The 15,087-nt window shown below is 63.8% G+C and carries 12 protein-coding genes; 7 read left to right on the forward strand and 5 right to left on the reverse strand.

Annotation, left to right across the window (positions count from 1 at the left end; translation table 11 throughout):
* Positions 1-21: 21 nt before the first annotated feature.
* The 3 genes from MFF62_RS06205 to MFF62_RS06215 form a co-directional block, all read right to left on the reverse strand.
* A complete protein-coding gene (locus MFF62_RS06205) occupies positions 22-1,179 on the reverse strand; it encodes an acyl-CoA dehydrogenase family protein (protein ID WP_238261275.1) in 1,158 nt (385 codons plus the stop codon).
* Positions 1,180-1,299: 120 nt separating this feature from the next.
* Positions 1,300-2,217 (reverse strand): transcriptional regulator GcvA, encoded by a 918-nt coding sequence (gcvA, locus tag MFF62_RS06210; RefSeq protein ID WP_283205315.1) that lies wholly within the window; start codon positions 2,215-2,217, stop codon positions 1,300-1,302.
* 110 nt (positions 2,218-2,327) lie between these two features.
* Positions 2,328-3,653, reverse strand: coding sequence for an MmgE/PrpD family protein (locus MFF62_RS06215; RefSeq protein ID WP_238261280.1), 1,326 nt, complete (start codon positions 3,651-3,653; stop codon positions 2,328-2,330).
* 286 nt (positions 3,654-3,939) lie between these two features.
* Between MFF62_RS06215 and MFF62_RS06220 the strand changes: the two genes are divergently transcribed.
* Positions 3,940-4,926, forward strand: a complete 987-nt coding sequence (locus tag MFF62_RS06220) for a Bug family tripartite tricarboxylate transporter substrate binding protein (RefSeq protein WP_238261282.1) — start codon at positions 3,940-3,942, stop codon at positions 4,924-4,926.
* Positions 4,927-4,931: 5 nt separating this feature from the next.
* Here MFF62_RS06220 and MFF62_RS06225 read toward each other — a convergent pair whose 3' ends face one another.
* Positions 4,932-6,098: a mandelate racemase/muconate lactonizing enzyme family protein gene (locus MFF62_RS06225; RefSeq protein WP_238261284.1), complete on the reverse strand. Its 1,167-nt coding sequence runs from the start codon at positions 6,096-6,098 to the stop codon at positions 4,932-4,934.
* Positions 6,099-6,208: 110 nt separating this feature from the next.
* On the opposite strand from MFF62_RS06225, the gene MFF62_RS06230 reads away from it, so the two are divergent.
* The 4 genes from MFF62_RS06230 (at position 6,209) to MFF62_RS06245 (ending at position 11,220) form a co-directional block, all read left to right on the forward strand.
* Positions 6,209-7,132 (forward strand): LysR family transcriptional regulator, encoded by a 924-nt coding sequence (locus MFF62_RS06230; RefSeq protein ID WP_238261286.1) that lies wholly within the window; start codon positions 6,209-6,211, stop codon positions 7,130-7,132.
* Positions 7,133-7,400: 268 nt separating this feature from the next.
* Positions 7,401-8,330 carry an MBL fold metallo-hydrolase gene (locus tag MFF62_RS06235; RefSeq protein ID WP_404990679.1) on the forward strand — a complete coding sequence of 310 codons (930 nt, stop codon included), beginning with the start codon at positions 7,401-7,403 and terminating at the stop codon, positions 8,328-8,330.
* Between the two features lie 272 nt (positions 8,331-8,602).
* The gene (locus MFF62_RS06240) at positions 8,603-9,067 is read left to right on the forward strand and encodes a hemerythrin domain-containing protein (RefSeq protein WP_238261289.1); all 465 of its coding nucleotides are present in this window, start codon (positions 8,603-8,605) and stop codon (positions 9,065-9,067) included.
* A 722-nt stretch (positions 9,068-9,789) separates the two neighbouring features.
* Positions 9,790-11,220, forward strand: a complete 1,431-nt coding sequence (locus MFF62_RS06245; protein ID WP_238261291.1) for a DUF2252 domain-containing protein — start codon at positions 9,790-9,792, stop codon at positions 11,218-11,220.
* A gap of 22 nt (positions 11,221-11,242) precedes the next feature.
* Here MFF62_RS06245 and MFF62_RS06250 read toward each other — a convergent pair whose 3' ends face one another.
* Positions 11,243-12,415, reverse strand: a complete 1,173-nt coding sequence (locus tag MFF62_RS06250) for an acyl-CoA dehydrogenase family protein (protein WP_238261293.1) — start codon at positions 12,413-12,415, stop codon at positions 11,243-11,245.
* Positions 12,416-12,507: 92 nt separating this feature from the next.
* On the opposite strand from MFF62_RS06250, the gene MFF62_RS06255 reads away from it, so the two are divergent.
* On the forward strand, positions 12,508-13,407 hold the full coding sequence (locus MFF62_RS06255) for a LysR family transcriptional regulator (protein WP_238261294.1): 900 nt from the start codon (positions 12,508-12,510) through the stop codon (positions 13,405-13,407).
* Positions 13,408-13,529: 122 nt separating this feature from the next.
* A complete protein-coding gene (locus MFF62_RS06260; protein ID WP_238261296.1) occupies positions 13,530-15,086 on the forward strand; it encodes an acyl-CoA synthetase in 1,557 nt (518 codons plus the stop codon).
* Position 15,087 lies beyond the last annotated feature (1 nt).

Below are 15,087 nucleotides of genomic sequence, written 5' to 3' on the forward strand. Positions count from 1 at the left end.
GCGCTGTTCTGGCCTGTTCGTTCAGCCGGCCTTCGGCGGGCGCTGCGAGAACGTCCGCTCGAACACGCCTTCCGCGATGCGGTTCTTCAGCACCTCGATGGAACCGCCGGCAATCATCCAGCCCCGGATACGGCGCAGGCAGTATTCGACGATGGATTCCTGGCTGTAGCCCATGCCGCCCATGACCTGCAGCGCCTCGTTGGCCACGTCCCAGCCCGCCTGGTTGCAGGCCAGCTTGGCCATTGCAGTGCTGTGCGCCGACGGCAGGCCGTGCTCCCCTTCCATCGCGGCGCGGTAGAGCAGCAACTGCGCGGATTCGAGCTTCAGCGCCATCTCGGCGAACTTCCACTGGATGCCCTGGAATTCGCACAGCTCGCGGCCAAACTGCTTGCGGATCTTGGCGTGTTCGCGGGCAATGTTGAAGCAATGACGGCCCAGCGCCAGCGCGCGCGACGAATTGCCCAGGCGCTCGACATTAAATCCCGAGATCTGGCGCTTGAAGCCGCCTTCGCCCAGCAGCAGGTTTTCCTTCGGAATGCGGCAGTCTTCGAAATAGAGCTGGCACCACTCTTCGCCGCTCATGAACTTGGAGGGCTCGCCCACCTGGAAGCCGGGCGCGCCGCGCTCCACCAGCACCGATCCGATGCCGCCCACGCCCGGACCAAAGCGCACGTAGATCAGGAACAGTTCGGCCTCGGGGCTGTGGGTCGAGAAGATCTTGCTGCCGTTGATGACGTATTGGTCGCCGTCCTGGCGTGCGGACGTCTTCAGTTCCGTCACGGCGGAGCCGGCATCGGGCTCGGTCATGCCCAGCGCGATCAGCTTCTTGCCGGCCAGCAGGTTGGGCAGGAAGCGCGCCTTCTGCTCGGGCGATGCGTATTCGACAAAGGTACGGATGGGGCCGAAGTTGCCTGCCTGCACGATGTCCGCGCTCTTGGGGCAGACCAGCGCCACTTCCTGGATGGCGATCACGGCGTGCATCAGCGTGCCGCCCTGGCCGCCGTCTTCCTCGGGGAAGGCGATGCCCAGCAGGCCCTGTTCCGCCAGCATGGCGGCTGCGTCCCACGGGTACTGCGCGGAATGGGCGCGCTCCAGGGCGCCGGGGGCCAGCTTGTCTTGAGCGAAACGGCGGACGGATTCCGCAAACGCCTGATGTTCTTCGCTAAGTTCGAAATTCATTTCCTGTCTCTCTCGTTGGATTCCTGACAGATGTCAGGATCGCCCATCGAGGTCGAGTTGAGAACTTCGCGTTTGGATCCTAGCCAGAACAAATTGGAATGCCTGCGCTTATGGCTAAGTCTATGCCTCGGATTTTCCGCCTTCCTTTGCCACCGTTTCCAGCAGCCAGTCGCGGAACGCCACGATCTTGCGTGACTCCCGTTGCACCAGCGGACGCACAAGGTAGTACGCCTTGTCCCGGCGATAGGGCAGATCGAAAGGCCGGATCAGGCGCCCGGACTCCAACTCTGACTTCAGCATCGACGTCTGGCCGATAGCGATACCGAGGCCATCGAGCGCCGCTTGCCAGGTCATCACGGAACTGCCGAAGCTCATGCGTTCGGTGTCCTGCGCGGCATCGCCCATCTGCGCGAACGCGAGCCAGTCGTCCCAGTCCGCGCGGCGATAGTGCGACACCAGCAGCCGGTGTTTTAGCAGCGGCTGCAGCGACTTGCCCCGGCTTGCCTTGTGGCTTTGCAGATAGGCCGGCGTGCAGACCGGCTCGATTTCATCGCCGAACAGCATGTCGCTGTGGACCCGTGGCCAGCGGCCGTCGCCGAACTGGATGGCAAGGTCCGCCGGATCGCGGTCGAAATCTACGTCCGGGATGGCGTTGTCGATACGGACTTCGATACTGGGAAACTGGGCCTGGAAATCCGGCAAACGCGGAATCAGCCACTTGGCCGCGAAGGTCGTGTAGGTGCGCACGCGCAGCGCGCCCTGGGACGTGCTCCTGAGCAGCCGCGCGGTGGCCGTGGCCACGGCGTCGAATGCCGGGACCACCTCTTCCGCATAGCTCTGGCCGGCACGCGTCAGCGTCACGCCATGGCGTTCCCGGCGGAACAGTTCCACGCCGAGATAGGTCTCCAGCACCGCGATCTGTCGGCTGACCGCCGACTGCGATACATGCAATTCCTGCGCGGCGAGCGTCAGGTTCTGCGTCCTGGCCACGACTTCGAAGACCCGCAATGGATTCATCGGAGGAATGCGTCGCGCCATGTCACTGAGCCTTGAGAAATGATTTTTGATTATATCTGAGCGGCCCCAATGCAAATCGCCACCCGAAGGTGGCGATGCGTTCCTGCCTTGCTTTCCAGGCTTACGGCACTTCAAGGCAACGATGAAGCCTGCTCCAGTGTCCACAGGCATTGCAGCAGATCCCTGGCTGCGGCGGTACCCAGAACCGGGCCGGCCAGCTCGAAGAACTTCTCGTTCAGGTCGTCGTCGCTGAGCGGTTCCTCGGGGTCGCCCTTGCGATTCGGCTGCAGGTAGGCGAGTTCGCGACCGTCGCGCAGGCGCACCGCCACCCGCGCGGCACGCTTGCCCGGAAACGCCGCATCGATTTCCGGATCCACCTGAAGCTCGATCCGTTGCATCATCGCGCGTACCGAGGCATCGGTGAGCCGTTCCGGCGTAAAGGCCGCCAGCCGCACGCTGCCGTGAATCAGCGCATTGGCCACCACGTACGGCAGGCTGAAGCGCCCTTCCGCCGCCGTCCTCGGCTGCGGATTGCCCGCGACTTCGAGCGCCGGGCGATAGGTGGCCACGCGCACCAATTCGATGTCCTCGGCGCTGAATCCATGCTGGCGCTGCAGTGCCTGTGCCCCGTCGATGGCGGCAAACGTGTGGCCGCAGCAGGCGTGATTCTTGAAGGTCATCTGGGTGATGTTGTACTCGCGGCCCAGCGTGGCGGCTGCCGCCGTCCAGTCCGGACCATCGCTCATCGCCCGGCCGATGCCGGCCTCGCCATCGATGACGTCCAGCGAACCCGTGACACCGGTCTCGGCGGCCAGCGCGGCCAGCACGCCGCCCTCGGCCGCGCGCCCGGAATGCAGCGGCTTCGACATCGAATCCATGCGGAACGCCTGCTGCAGCCCGGCTGCGAACGTCGCGCAGGTGGCCAGCGCATGCGCGGTCCGCCTGGCGTCGAGCTTCAGCACGGCGGCCGCAGCGGCGGCGGCGCCGAACGTGCCGACCGTCCCCGTGTTGTGCCAGTACTTGTAGTGCGTGCGCCCCATGGCCGCACCAATGCGGGTGGAGACCTCGTAGCCGATGATGACCGCGCGCAGGAATGCCTTGCCATCGATCCCGCGTGCCTGGCCCGCCGCCAGCGCAGCCGCGATGGTTGGCGCGCCCGGGTGGTAGATGGCGTGCTTGTAGATGTCGTCCACCTCCACGGTGTGCGCGGCGGTGCCGTTGATCAACGCGGCCGCCCTGACCGTGGCGCGGCGCCCCAGCGCCAGCCGTGCATCGCCGCGATCCAGATCCTCGGCCAATGCCGCCTCCAGCAACGTGCCGGGCGCCGTCACCGCCCCGGGAATCAACGCCGCGTACCAGTCGACGACCGCGCGCTTGGCGTGGTGCAGCACTTCGCCCTGATCGGCGCCCGAGCCGGGGTGTTCCGCGTAGGCGGCAAATGTCTCGATGATTGTCATAGTGGTGTGTCGCGGCGAGGTCGCGGGAGTCTGCATGCCTTGCCTCGCATGTTGGCGCGGGGTCCACCGCGTCACCACTTCCAATTTGGCACCGAGCCATGAGTTTTTCGAATTTCAGGCGGGCCAGCCGAGGCAACTTTACAGCAATGACTTTTTGTTATGCCACGGTGCGCAATGGGCATTTCTCCCGTCACCCGAAATCGCCCACTATGGCGATGACACGAGATGCACGCCCGGCCCATCGGTCCACGGCGACAGCGTCCGACGGTTTTTCGGAGACAACACCATGCAATTCCCTCGTCCACGCCTGGGCGTGGCAACGGGCGTCCTGCTGACGCTTGGCGCCGCACTCGTTGCACATCCCGTTCATGCGGCGGAGCCCTACCCTTCGCAGCCGATCCGCATCGTCGTCGGCTACCAGGCCGGCGGCCCGACCGACCTGACCGCTCGGCTGGTTGCCAATGCCATGCAGGCATCCATGGGGCAACCGATCATCGTGGAAAACAAGGTTGGCGCGGGTTCGAACATCGCGTCCGAGTACGTGGCAGCGGCAGCACCCGATGGCTACACGCTGCTGCTGGCGGCGGCGCCCATCACGATGACGCGGTACCTGTACAAGAACCTGAAGTTCGATGTGCAGAAGAGCTTCGAGCCGATTGCCAACGTGATGAACGCGCCCGCCGTGCTGGCCGTCTCCAAGACGCTGCCGGTGACCGACCTCAAGTCCCTGATCGCGCTGGCCAAGCAGAAGCCGGGCAAGCTGACGTTCGGCTCCAGCGGCCTCGGCGGCACCCAGCATCTGGCCGGCGAACTGCTCAAGCAGAAGGCCGGGCTCGACATGCTGCACGTGCCATACAAGGGCGCATCGGGCGCGCTGACCGACCTGATGGCCGGCAACGTGGACATGGTGTTCATGACGTCGATGTCAGCGCTGCCGGCGCTGAAGTCGGGCAATCCGCGCCCGCTGGCGGTGGGTTCGAAGAAGCGGCTGCCGCAGATGCCCGACGTGCCCACGATGGACGAATCGGGCCTGCCCGGCTTCGAGGCCGACTCCTGGAACGGACTGCTGGCGCCGGCCGGCACGCCGGCCCCGATCCTTGACCGTCTCAATGCCGAAGTGAACAAGGCGCTGGCATCGCCCGCCGTGCGCGAGAAGCTCGAAGCGCAAGGCGCGGTGGTGGTGGGCGGCTCGCGCCAGGACTTCAAAAACTACCTCAAGCACGAAGTCGATCGCTGGGGCACGGTGTTCAAGACCGTGAAGGTCTCGCTGTAGGCGAACTACGCCGACAGCTGCCGCATCACGCTGTAGAGGTCTGACTTGCCCTCGAAGCCGATACCCGGCAGGTCGGGCATCGTCAGGTAGCCACGCTCGACCTTGACGCCATCGGGAAAGCCGCCGAACGGCTGGAACAGGTCGGGATAGCTTTCATTGCCGCCCAGGCCCAGGCCGGCGGCAATGTTCAGTGACATCTGGTGGCCGCCGTGCGGAATGCAACGGCTGGCCGACCAGCCGTGCTGCTTCAGCATGTCCAGCGTGCGCAGGTATTCGACCAGGCCATAGCTCAGCGCGCAGTCGAACTGCAGCCAGTCGCGGTCGGAGCGCATGCCGCCATAGCGGATCAGGTTGCGCGCGTCCTGCATCGAGAACAGGTCCTCGCCGGTAGCCATCGGCTTGTCGTAGTAGTTGCGCAGCGTGGCCTGCAGCTCGAAGTCGAGCGGATCGCCCGGCTCCTCGTACCAGAACAGGTCGTACTGCGAGAGCGCCTTGGCATACTGGATCGCCGTGTCCAGATCGAAACGGCCGTTGGCGTCCACCGCCAGCTTCTGGCCGTCCTGCAGCACGCTCAGGATCGAGTCGATACGGCGCAGGTCTTCGTCCAGCGACGCGCCACCGATCTTCTTCTTGACCACGGTATAGCCGCGGTCGATGTAGCTGCGCATCTCGTCCTTGAGCTTGCCGTGGTCCTGTCCCGGGTAGTAGTAGCCACCGGCGGCATACACGAACACCTTGCGATCAGGCTGTCCGTTGCCATAGCGGTCGGCCAGCAACTGGAACAGGGACTTGCCCTCGATCTTTGCCACCGCGTCCCAGATCGCCATGTCGATGGTGCCGATGGCCACCGAACGCTCGCCATGACCGCCCGGCTTCTCGTTCTTGAACATCGTGTCCCAGATCTTGTGGGGATCGAGGTTGTCGCCAGTGGCGTCCACCAGCGAGGCGGGATCGGCTTCCATGATCCGGGGAATAAAGCGCTCGCGCATCAGGGTGCCCTGCCCATACCGGCCATTGGAGTTGAAGCCATAGCCCACCACCGGCTTGCCGTCGCGGATCACGTCGGTGATCACGGCGACCAGGCTGAGGGTCATCTTGCTGAAGTCGATGTAGGCGTTGCGAATGGGCGAGCTGATCGGGAAGGTCTTCTCGCGGATTTCTACGATTCTCACTGGGTGTCTCCTGATACACGTAAGCGCACGCAACCGGCGTGGGAGTTCGTAGCTTAGGCGTGGGAGCCTGTTCTAGAATTCAATCAGGCTCACAACATTATTAACTCAAGGTGAAGACTGATCTTGCTTCGGAACTGGAGTTCTTTGTGCTCGTCGCCCGGCTCGGAACACTGTCGGGCGCCGCTCGCGAACTGGATCTGACACCGCCCGCGGCCACCAAGCGGCTGGCGCTGATGGAAGCCCGGCTGGGGGTTCGCCTGGTCAATCGCACGACGCGCAGCATCAGCCTGACGAACGAGGGCGAGACGTACCTGGCCTATGCCACGCGGATCCTGGCGGACCTGCGCGAGATGGAGAACGTGGTGTCCAGCAGCGGCGCCGAGCCGCGCGGCTTGCTGCGGGTGAATGCGACGCTGGGCTTCGGGCGCACCACCATCGCGCCACTGGTATCCGAATTTGCCAGGCGTTACGCCCATGTAGAAGTCCAGCTAGAGGTCACCGACCGGCCCGTGGACCTGGTGGACAGCGGCATCGACCTGGCCATCCGGTTTGGCGAACTGCCTGACCGCAGATTGTCCGCGCGCCGCATCATGTCGAACCGGCGCTTCCTGTGCGCGGCACCGGGCTATCTGAAGAAATTCGGCACGCCGCAATCGCTTGCCGACCTGGCGCAGCATCGCTGCATCATCCACCGGCAGAACGACAGCGCCTATGGCGTGTGGCGCTTCGACCGGGGCGGACGCCAGGAGACGATCAAGGTGGAAGGCGCGCTGTCGAGCAACGACGGCGACATCGTGCTGGGCTGGGCGCTTGACGGCCACGGCATCCTGGTCCGCTCGGAATGGGATCTGGCCAAATACCTGGAGAGTGGACGCCTGAGGGTGGTGCTGCCCGACTACAAGGTGCCCTCGGCAGACCTGTTCGTCTACTACCCGCAGCGCCGCAATCAAACGGCACGCGCACGCGCCTTCATTGACTTCCTGATCGAGGCTTTCAATCGGCCAGGCGAGGAAAAGACCAGACGCGGCCGATGATCATTGCCGCGCCCATCACGCGGCTCATGTCTTGATTGTTTCCATTCCTGTTCGTCAAATCCGCGCGTCGATTGTCGCCATTCGAACAACACACTGAGCGCCTTGGCGGCCCTACTGGTGCGCGCACCCCCTGCCTACAATCGGTTCCGACGGTCGAGGAAGTCATCCGCGCAGCAAGGCGGAATCGATGACTCCCATACGGTGCACCGGTCAATAAGCGCCCCCGCCGCCAGCGCGGCCTACCCATTTGATGAACAGGACTACAGAAATGCAAACAACCCGCAATGTGCAGCCGGTTATCGAAAACATCGGCAAGGAAGGTTCCGGCGAACTCGTGTCGTCCCGCTACGCCGTGCGCATCGGTGACGTCGACGTGGTGCTGATCAGCGATGGTTTGCTGCCGCTGCCCACCACCACGATGTCCACCAACGTCAGTGATGCGGACCGCAATCAATGGTTCGACAACCGCTTCCTGCAGCGCGACATGTTCGACTGGGCGCTGAACATCGCGCTGGTGCGCAGCGGCAACCGCCTGATCCTGATCGACTCGGGCGTGGGCGACGGCTTCGAGTACTTCACGCGCGCCGGCCGCTCGGTGATGCGCCTGGAAACGGCCGGCATCGACCTGAGCGCGATCACCGATATCGTGATCACGCACATGCATATGGACCACGTCGGCGGCCTGAACACCGATGGCGTCAAGGCCAAGCTGCGCCCGGACGTGCGCATTCACGTGGCGGCAGCCGAAGTCGAATTCTGGAAGAACCCGGACTTCAGCAAGACGGTGATGCCGGAGACGGTGCCGCCCGCACTGCGCAAGGCGGCCGCAACGTTCATGCAGCTGTACGGCGAGAACGTCGTGCAGTTCGACCAGACCGTGGAAGTTGCGCCGGGCGTGTCGGCGCGCGTGACCGGTGGTCACACGCCGGGTCACTGCGTGGTGGACGTGGCATCGAACGGCGAGAAGCTGACGTTCGTGGGCGATGCGATCTTCGAAGTGGGCTTTGACCACCCCGAATGGCAAAACGGCTTCGAGCACGACCCCGAGGAATCGACCCGGGTGCGTATCGGGCTGCTCAACGAAGCCGCCGAAACCGGCTCGATGCTGGCCGCCGCGCATATCGCATTCCCGTCCATCGGACACATCGCCAAGAACGGCAACGCATTCCGCTTCGTGCCGGTGCTGTGGGATTATTGATTGGCGGGTTGAGCCTGACTGACTGAAAGAAAGCCGCCGGGAGTCCTGCAGGACTCCCGGCGGCTTTCTGCTTTACTCCCCTCTCCCGAGTCTGATTTGTTCCCCTCTCCCCCAGCCGCTCTCCCACGTTGTGGTAGAGGGGAGCGCATTATGCCTATCTGGAATCCCGTGAAGGTACGAATTTTGCGTCATCTCCCCCGCGCTGGCCAGCGTCTGCGCCGGCCAGGTACCAGGCAACGTACCTGATGCAAACTTTCCCCTCGGAGACCGACATGGACAAGTCAAAAGTACCTGTTGAACAGCGCCCGGCCATCGGCCTCTTGATGGACGACCATCGCGCCGTCAAGAAGCTCTTCAAGCAGTTCGAGTCGGCATCGAACCAGCGCGAGAAGCACTCGATTGCCCAGGAGACGTGTCAGCATCTGAGCGTCCATGCGCAGATCGAGGAAGAGATCTTCTATCCCGCGCTGCGCGACGTCTCCGACAAGCTGGACGACATGCTCGACGAGGCCAAGGTGGAACATGGCGTGGCCAAGGACCTGATCGCCGCGATCGAGCAAGGTGCCGACGAGATGCTTGAAGCCAACTACAAGGTGCTGACGGAATACGTGGGGCACCATGTGGAAGAAGAGGAAAGCGAACTGTTCCCAGCCGTGATCAAGGCGAAGATCGACCTGCGCGAGGTGGCAATGCAGCTCGAAGCGCGCAAGATGGAACTGCTCGGCCAACCGGCCTGACAACAAAAAGCCCTGCTGGCCTTTCGGCCGGCAGGGCTTTTCCCACCCCGCCTCTCGCGGCGAGCCGCCGTTTCCGCCGAGATCAGCGGGTCGACCACGGTAATGCCCTCCTTGCCCTCGATCATGGTCATGTTCGACAGGTCCTGGTTGCGGACCTGGTAGATGCGATCGGTAACCCGGAACAACCCGCTGATATTGATGAGCTGCGCCTGCCGCCAGAGGCTGGGGTTGACCGTGCCGGGCGCGGCCGCCCCTTCCTTGATAAAGGCGTACTGCTGCGGATTCCAGATCGCGTTGCCGTACGGCCCCTTGATGACGGCGTCGGGAAGCGGCGCGACAAAGCCGCGATGCGCGTCATCGAAATCCGAAAAGTGAGAATGGCCAGCGTGATGCCACTGACCAAGACATTGCGGTTTTTGGTCACCCCTGACTCCCCAATTCATTTCCGGTTCCGTTGTGCGCGGCACCAATCCGGGCGGTGGCGCCTCCTTTTCCAAGTGCTGGGAAAACCTCTGACAACCCAGTTAGCAGCGGAACTGAATCTTTTCGGAAAGCCTGTTAATGGAAATAGGAGCCACCGGCGGAGGCCGATTTTCGCTCCGCCTGATGGGCCATTTTTCTTCAACTTTCCTGCTGGATCACGCCTAACCTTAACCCAAGCGGTGACGCGCGCACGCCATTGGCCGCCGACTTGATTCCCAAACAATAAGGAGACAATCCAGATGTCCAAGTCAAAGAACAAGAAAGGCGCTGAAGGGGTTGAAGGCCAGGCCTCCCGATCCACCTACCTGACGGCCGACGAGCGCTCCGCCAAAGGCCGCGCGCTGCGCGATACCGTGCCGCGATCGTCCCAATCCGGATGGAAGAGCCCGGCCAAGCGCAAGGACCCCGTGGCGCTGCTGGAGGCATCGAACACCGGCCGCATACTGGAACTCGTCCCCATCCGGTTTGGGCGCATGTCTGCCTCGCCGTTCGCCTTCTATCGGGGCGCGGCCGCGATCATGGCCGCCGACCTGGCGACCACGCCGTCCAGCGGCATTCGCGTGCAGTCCTGTGGCGATGCGCACCTGATGAACTTTGGCGGATTCGCGACGCCGGAGCGCAACATCATTTTCGATATCAACGACCTGGACGAAACCCTTCCGGCTCCGTTCGAGTGGGACCTGAAGCGCCTGATCGCCAGCATCGTGATTGCCGCCGACCATCTGGCACTGCCCAGAAGCGATGCGGCACGCGTGGCGACGGATTCCGTTCGGGAGTACCGCGAGCGCATGCACAACTACGCCGGCATGCGAGCGCTCGACGTCTGGTACGACCGCATCGACCTGCAGAAGTACGAGGACCGCACGGGCGACCCCAAGGTCGTCGAGGCCACGCGCAAGCGCCTGGCCGAGCGCATTGAGGCGGAGCGGCGCAAATCAGTGCCAGACCACCTGTACCCGAAGTTTGTGGCCGAAGAGGGTGTGCACCCGAGAATCAAGGACGAGCCGCCGTTGATCTTCCATCCGACCGAAGAGCTGGCGCCCGACATGGAGTCGGGATACCAGGCCGCGATCGAAGCGTATCGGCAAAGCCTGGCCGACCATACGCGCGTACTGTTCGACCGCTACCACTTCTTCGACATGGCCATCAAGGTGGTTGGCGTCGGCAGCGTGGGCACCATGTGTGCCGTGTGTCTGTTCATGGCCGCAGACAACGACCCGCTGTTCCTGCAGGTGAAGGAGGCGCGCGAGTCGGTGCTGGAACCCTACGCCGGCAAGAGCGTCTACAGCAATCACGGCCAACGGGTCATCGTGGGGCAACGGCTGATGCAATCGGCCTCGGATGTGTTCCTGGGCTGGACGCGCGGCAAGAATGGCAAGGACTTCTACGTCCGCCAGTTGCGGGACATGAAGCTGTCGGCACTGATCGAGGATTGGGACAGTGGTACGCTGCGCCAGTACGGCAGGATGTGCGCCCACGCCCTGGCCCGCGCCCATGCCCGCACCGGTGACGCCGCGATGATGGCCGGATACATGGGCTCGGGACGCACGTTCGATGACGCGATCTGCGAGTTTGCCACCGAGTACGCATCGCAGAACCGCAGCGACTATCGCACCTACCTCGCGGCCATTCGCAGCGGGCGTATCACGGCGACGATCGAGGACATCTGAATGGTGCAAATCGGGGCGGACCTCAACCCGCCCCATGCCCCTGCATGATTTCCTTGGCGATGGTATTGCGCTGGATTTCACTGGTTCCCGTGACGATGCGGTATAGCCGGAGCCTGCGGAAGATGAACTCGACCGGATGGTTCTTCGTGACCCCCACGTTGCCGTGGATTTGCACGGCCTTGTCCGCGATCTGGAAGCAGGCTTCCGAGACGAAGAGCTTGCACATCGACGCTTCCATGCGGACATCGATGCCCGCATCGGCACGGCGCGCGGCGGCCAGAACCATGCTCTCGCAGGCAAACAGGCTGGACGACATGTCCGCCAGCATGTGCTGGATGGCCTGGAATCGCATGATCGGGCCGCCGAACTGGCGGCGTGTGTTCGCGTAGTCAATGGACAAGCGCAGAGCCTGGCGGGCCAGGCCGATCATGGTCGGGCAGTGCAATAGCCGGTTGAGGCTGATGCGGTTCATCGCCAGCCGGAATCCATTGCCTTCTCCACCGATGCAGTTGCGGCGCGGCACGCGAACATGGTCGAGGATGATGTCGGCGTCCACGTACTGTCCGGTGATGGGCACGCAGGCGGTATCGAGCGTGACGCCCGGACTATCCAGGTCGATGAAGATCGCGGAGATGCCTTCGTTGCCCTTGTCGGGGTCCGTGACGCACATCGTGAGTGCGTAGTCCGCAAACACCGAGGCGGTAATGAAGTGCTTGCGGCCCGTAATGACGTAGTCATCGCCATCCACGACCGCACGTGTCTGGATGCTGGCGGCATCCGAGCCCGACGCCGGCTCCGTCATGGCAAAACACGCGCCGAGCTCGCCGGCGATCACCGGGTCGATGTAGCGTTCCCGCTGGTACGGCGTGGCAAACCGGACGAGGTTGCCCACGCGCGACGGCCCGCCCCAATCGCCCAGCACATGGGGGAACAGGATGGCGCCCGACGCCGCCACATCGTCCTTGAGCTGGCACATGGCTTCCACCGAAAGCCCCTGCACCCCGAGTTCGACTGGCAACTGGGCGCCATAAAGGCCGAGTTCCCGGCTACGCCGCCAGATCGATCGGACCAGCTCGCGCGAGATCCGGTCTTCGTAGCCGATGTTCTGTTCCCGCTCCAGCGGCAGCAGTTCGTCCTCCAGGTAGCGATGCAGCACGGCACGCAGGTCGCCAAGGTTGGCGGTAACGTCGGGCATTTTTGACTCCTCTTCCGATCCGGGCAGTGTTGACCGGCCGGTATTCCTCCCCCATGATCGGAACGTCAGTTTCGATAACGCGGCGGAATCAGATGAGGCTTGAGGACCTGAATTATTTTCTGGAAGTGGCGCAGGCCGGCCACGTGGGACGTGCCTCGGAAAAGCTCGGCCAGAGCCAGCCGGCCTTGACCAAGGGAGTACAGCGGCTGGAGCAGGAGCTTGGCATCCAGTTGTTCGAACGCAGCGCAAAAGGCATGACGCTCACATCCGCCGGGGCGGTGTTCTTTGAACGCGTGCTGCAGGTACGGTCATCGCTGGACGATGCCATCAAGGAAGCCAACGACCTGCATCTTGGCAAGATCGGCCTGGTGCGCGTGGGCGTACCGGCATCCATCCTGAGCATGTTCTTCTCGGACGCCTGCACGGAGCTGATCAAGCAGCGTCCGGCCGCCCATATCCAGATCACCATCGGCCTCAACGATTCGCTCTACTCGTCGTTGCGGCTGGGCGACCTGGATCTTTGCATCGCGGCACTGGCGCGCAAGGGCGATCCCGAATTCGAGCAAATTCCCCTGTTCGACGACGAACTCGTTGTGATCGCCCGCGATCGGCATCCATTGCTGGATCGGCGCTCGCTGCGGCTTGCCGACCTGTGCGACTACTCCTGGTTGCTGCCCAATGCCAACGTCGTGGCGCGCCGCCTGGTGGAAGCGCGCTTCGCGGAAGCCGGCCTGCCTGCCCCGAACGTGGCCATGGAGACCAACTCGTCGGCCGCCGCCCTGCTCTCCGTCATCCACAGCAGCGATCTGCTGACCGTGTTGGGCTGCCGTATCGTGGCGCAGACCCAAGGCCTCGCCATCCTTGAAATCGCCTCGGCCCGCTGGCCGCGTTCCATTGGCGTGCTGCGCCGCAAGGATGCCTACCAGTCTCCGCTGGCCGAGCGCCTGATCGAAATCTTGCTGGATCGCTCGCAGGTCTTTCGCGATACCTGAAGCCGCCGCTTCATCACGCGCCTGGCCGATTCCGTGGCGTTATCGGCCAGGCGCACACCGCTATCGGCACGCCCCGCACCGCTGCCTAGACTGATCGCCCCAACTATCCAACGGGGAACATCATGAATCTTGGGCGATTCGTATCACGCAGCGCGCACTACTGGCCCGACCAGTCCGCCATCATCTTCGCCGACCGCCACATCACTTTTGCCGAACTGGATGCGCGCTCCAGCCGCCTGGCCAACGCGCTACTCGACTTGGGCCTGCAAAAGGGCGACCGGGTGGCCGTCCAGTCGTGGAACCGGCCGGAGCTGATCGAACTCGAAACCGCGCTGTACAAGAGCGGCCTGGTCAAGGTGGCTCTCAATGCGCGGCTTTCCAATGACGAAGTGCTGGAGACGCTGCGCAATGCCGCGCCCGCCGTGCTGATCAGCGGCCCCGCCCATGCGGATCGCTTGCATGGGTTGGCCGATGCCGTGCCTTCCGTGCGCCACCGTATCCTCTTCGGCGGTACTGACCCGCGCTTCCAGGACTATGAACGGATACTGTCGCAAGCGTCCGCCGCCACTCCTGACGTTGAACTGGCGGATTCGGAACTGGCCGTGCTCCACTACACGTCGGGTTCCACCGGCAAGCTCAAGGCAGCCATGCAGACCATGGGCAACCGCATGGCATCGCTGCGCAAGGTGCTGACCGGCCGGATGCGTGTCAACCCCGGCGACGTGCTGGCGCTGGCCGGCCCCATCACGCATGCCAGCGGCATGTTCATGCAACCGTTCCTGTCGCAGGGCGGCACCATCCTGCTGCACGAGCGATTCGACCCCGCAGCCTTTCTTGCATCGGTAGCGGCGCATCGCGTCACGCATACCTTCGTGGTGCCCACCATGATCAATATGCTGCTGACGGTGCCGGACCGCGCACGCTTCGACCTTTCCACGCTGCGTTCGATGACCTACGGCTCCGCGCCAATGGCCCCGGCACGCATCGTCGAAGCCTGGCACGCGTTCGGGGCCATCCTGTCGCAAGGCTATGGCGCCGGTGAAACGACGGGCGGACTGGTCGCCCTGACCATCGACGATCACCGCGAGGCCATCGAGCAAGGCAGGCCCGAGCGGCTGGCTTCGTGTGGACGTGCGTTCAGCGAAGCCCAGGTGTGCCTGGTCGACGACGCCGGCCAGAAAGTACCGGCCGGCGAGATCGGCGAAATCGTCATCGCAGGCCCCGACGTGTTTGCCGGCTACTGGCGCGAGCCCGAACTGACCGCTGCCGCGCTGCGCGATGGCTGGCTCCATACCGGCGACCTGGCACGTGCAGACGACCGGGGCTACCTGTACATCGTCGACCGCAAGAAGGACATGATCATTTCGGGCGGCTTCAACGTGTACCCTGCCGAGATCGAAACGGTGCTGTACCAGCACCCCGCCGTCTACGAAGCCTGCGTGGTGGGCGTGCCCGACCCGGTCTGGGGCGAAAGCGTCAAAGCCGTCGTGGTGCTGCGCGATGGCGCCAGCGCGCAGGCCGACGACCTGATCCAGCATTGCGCCGAACGGCTGGCCGATTTCAAGAAGCCGAGGTCTGTCGACGTCGTCGCCGAACTGCCGAAGAACGCTAACGGCAAGCTGTCCCGCAAGGCAGTACGCGAAGTCTTCTGGAAGGATCAGGAACGGCGCGTGGCCTGAC

Source organism: Cupriavidus pauculus (assembly GCF_022179805.1).
In the GTDB taxonomy this organism is placed as follows: domain Bacteria; phylum Pseudomonadota; class Gammaproteobacteria; order Burkholderiales; family Burkholderiaceae; genus Cupriavidus; species Cupriavidus pauculus_E.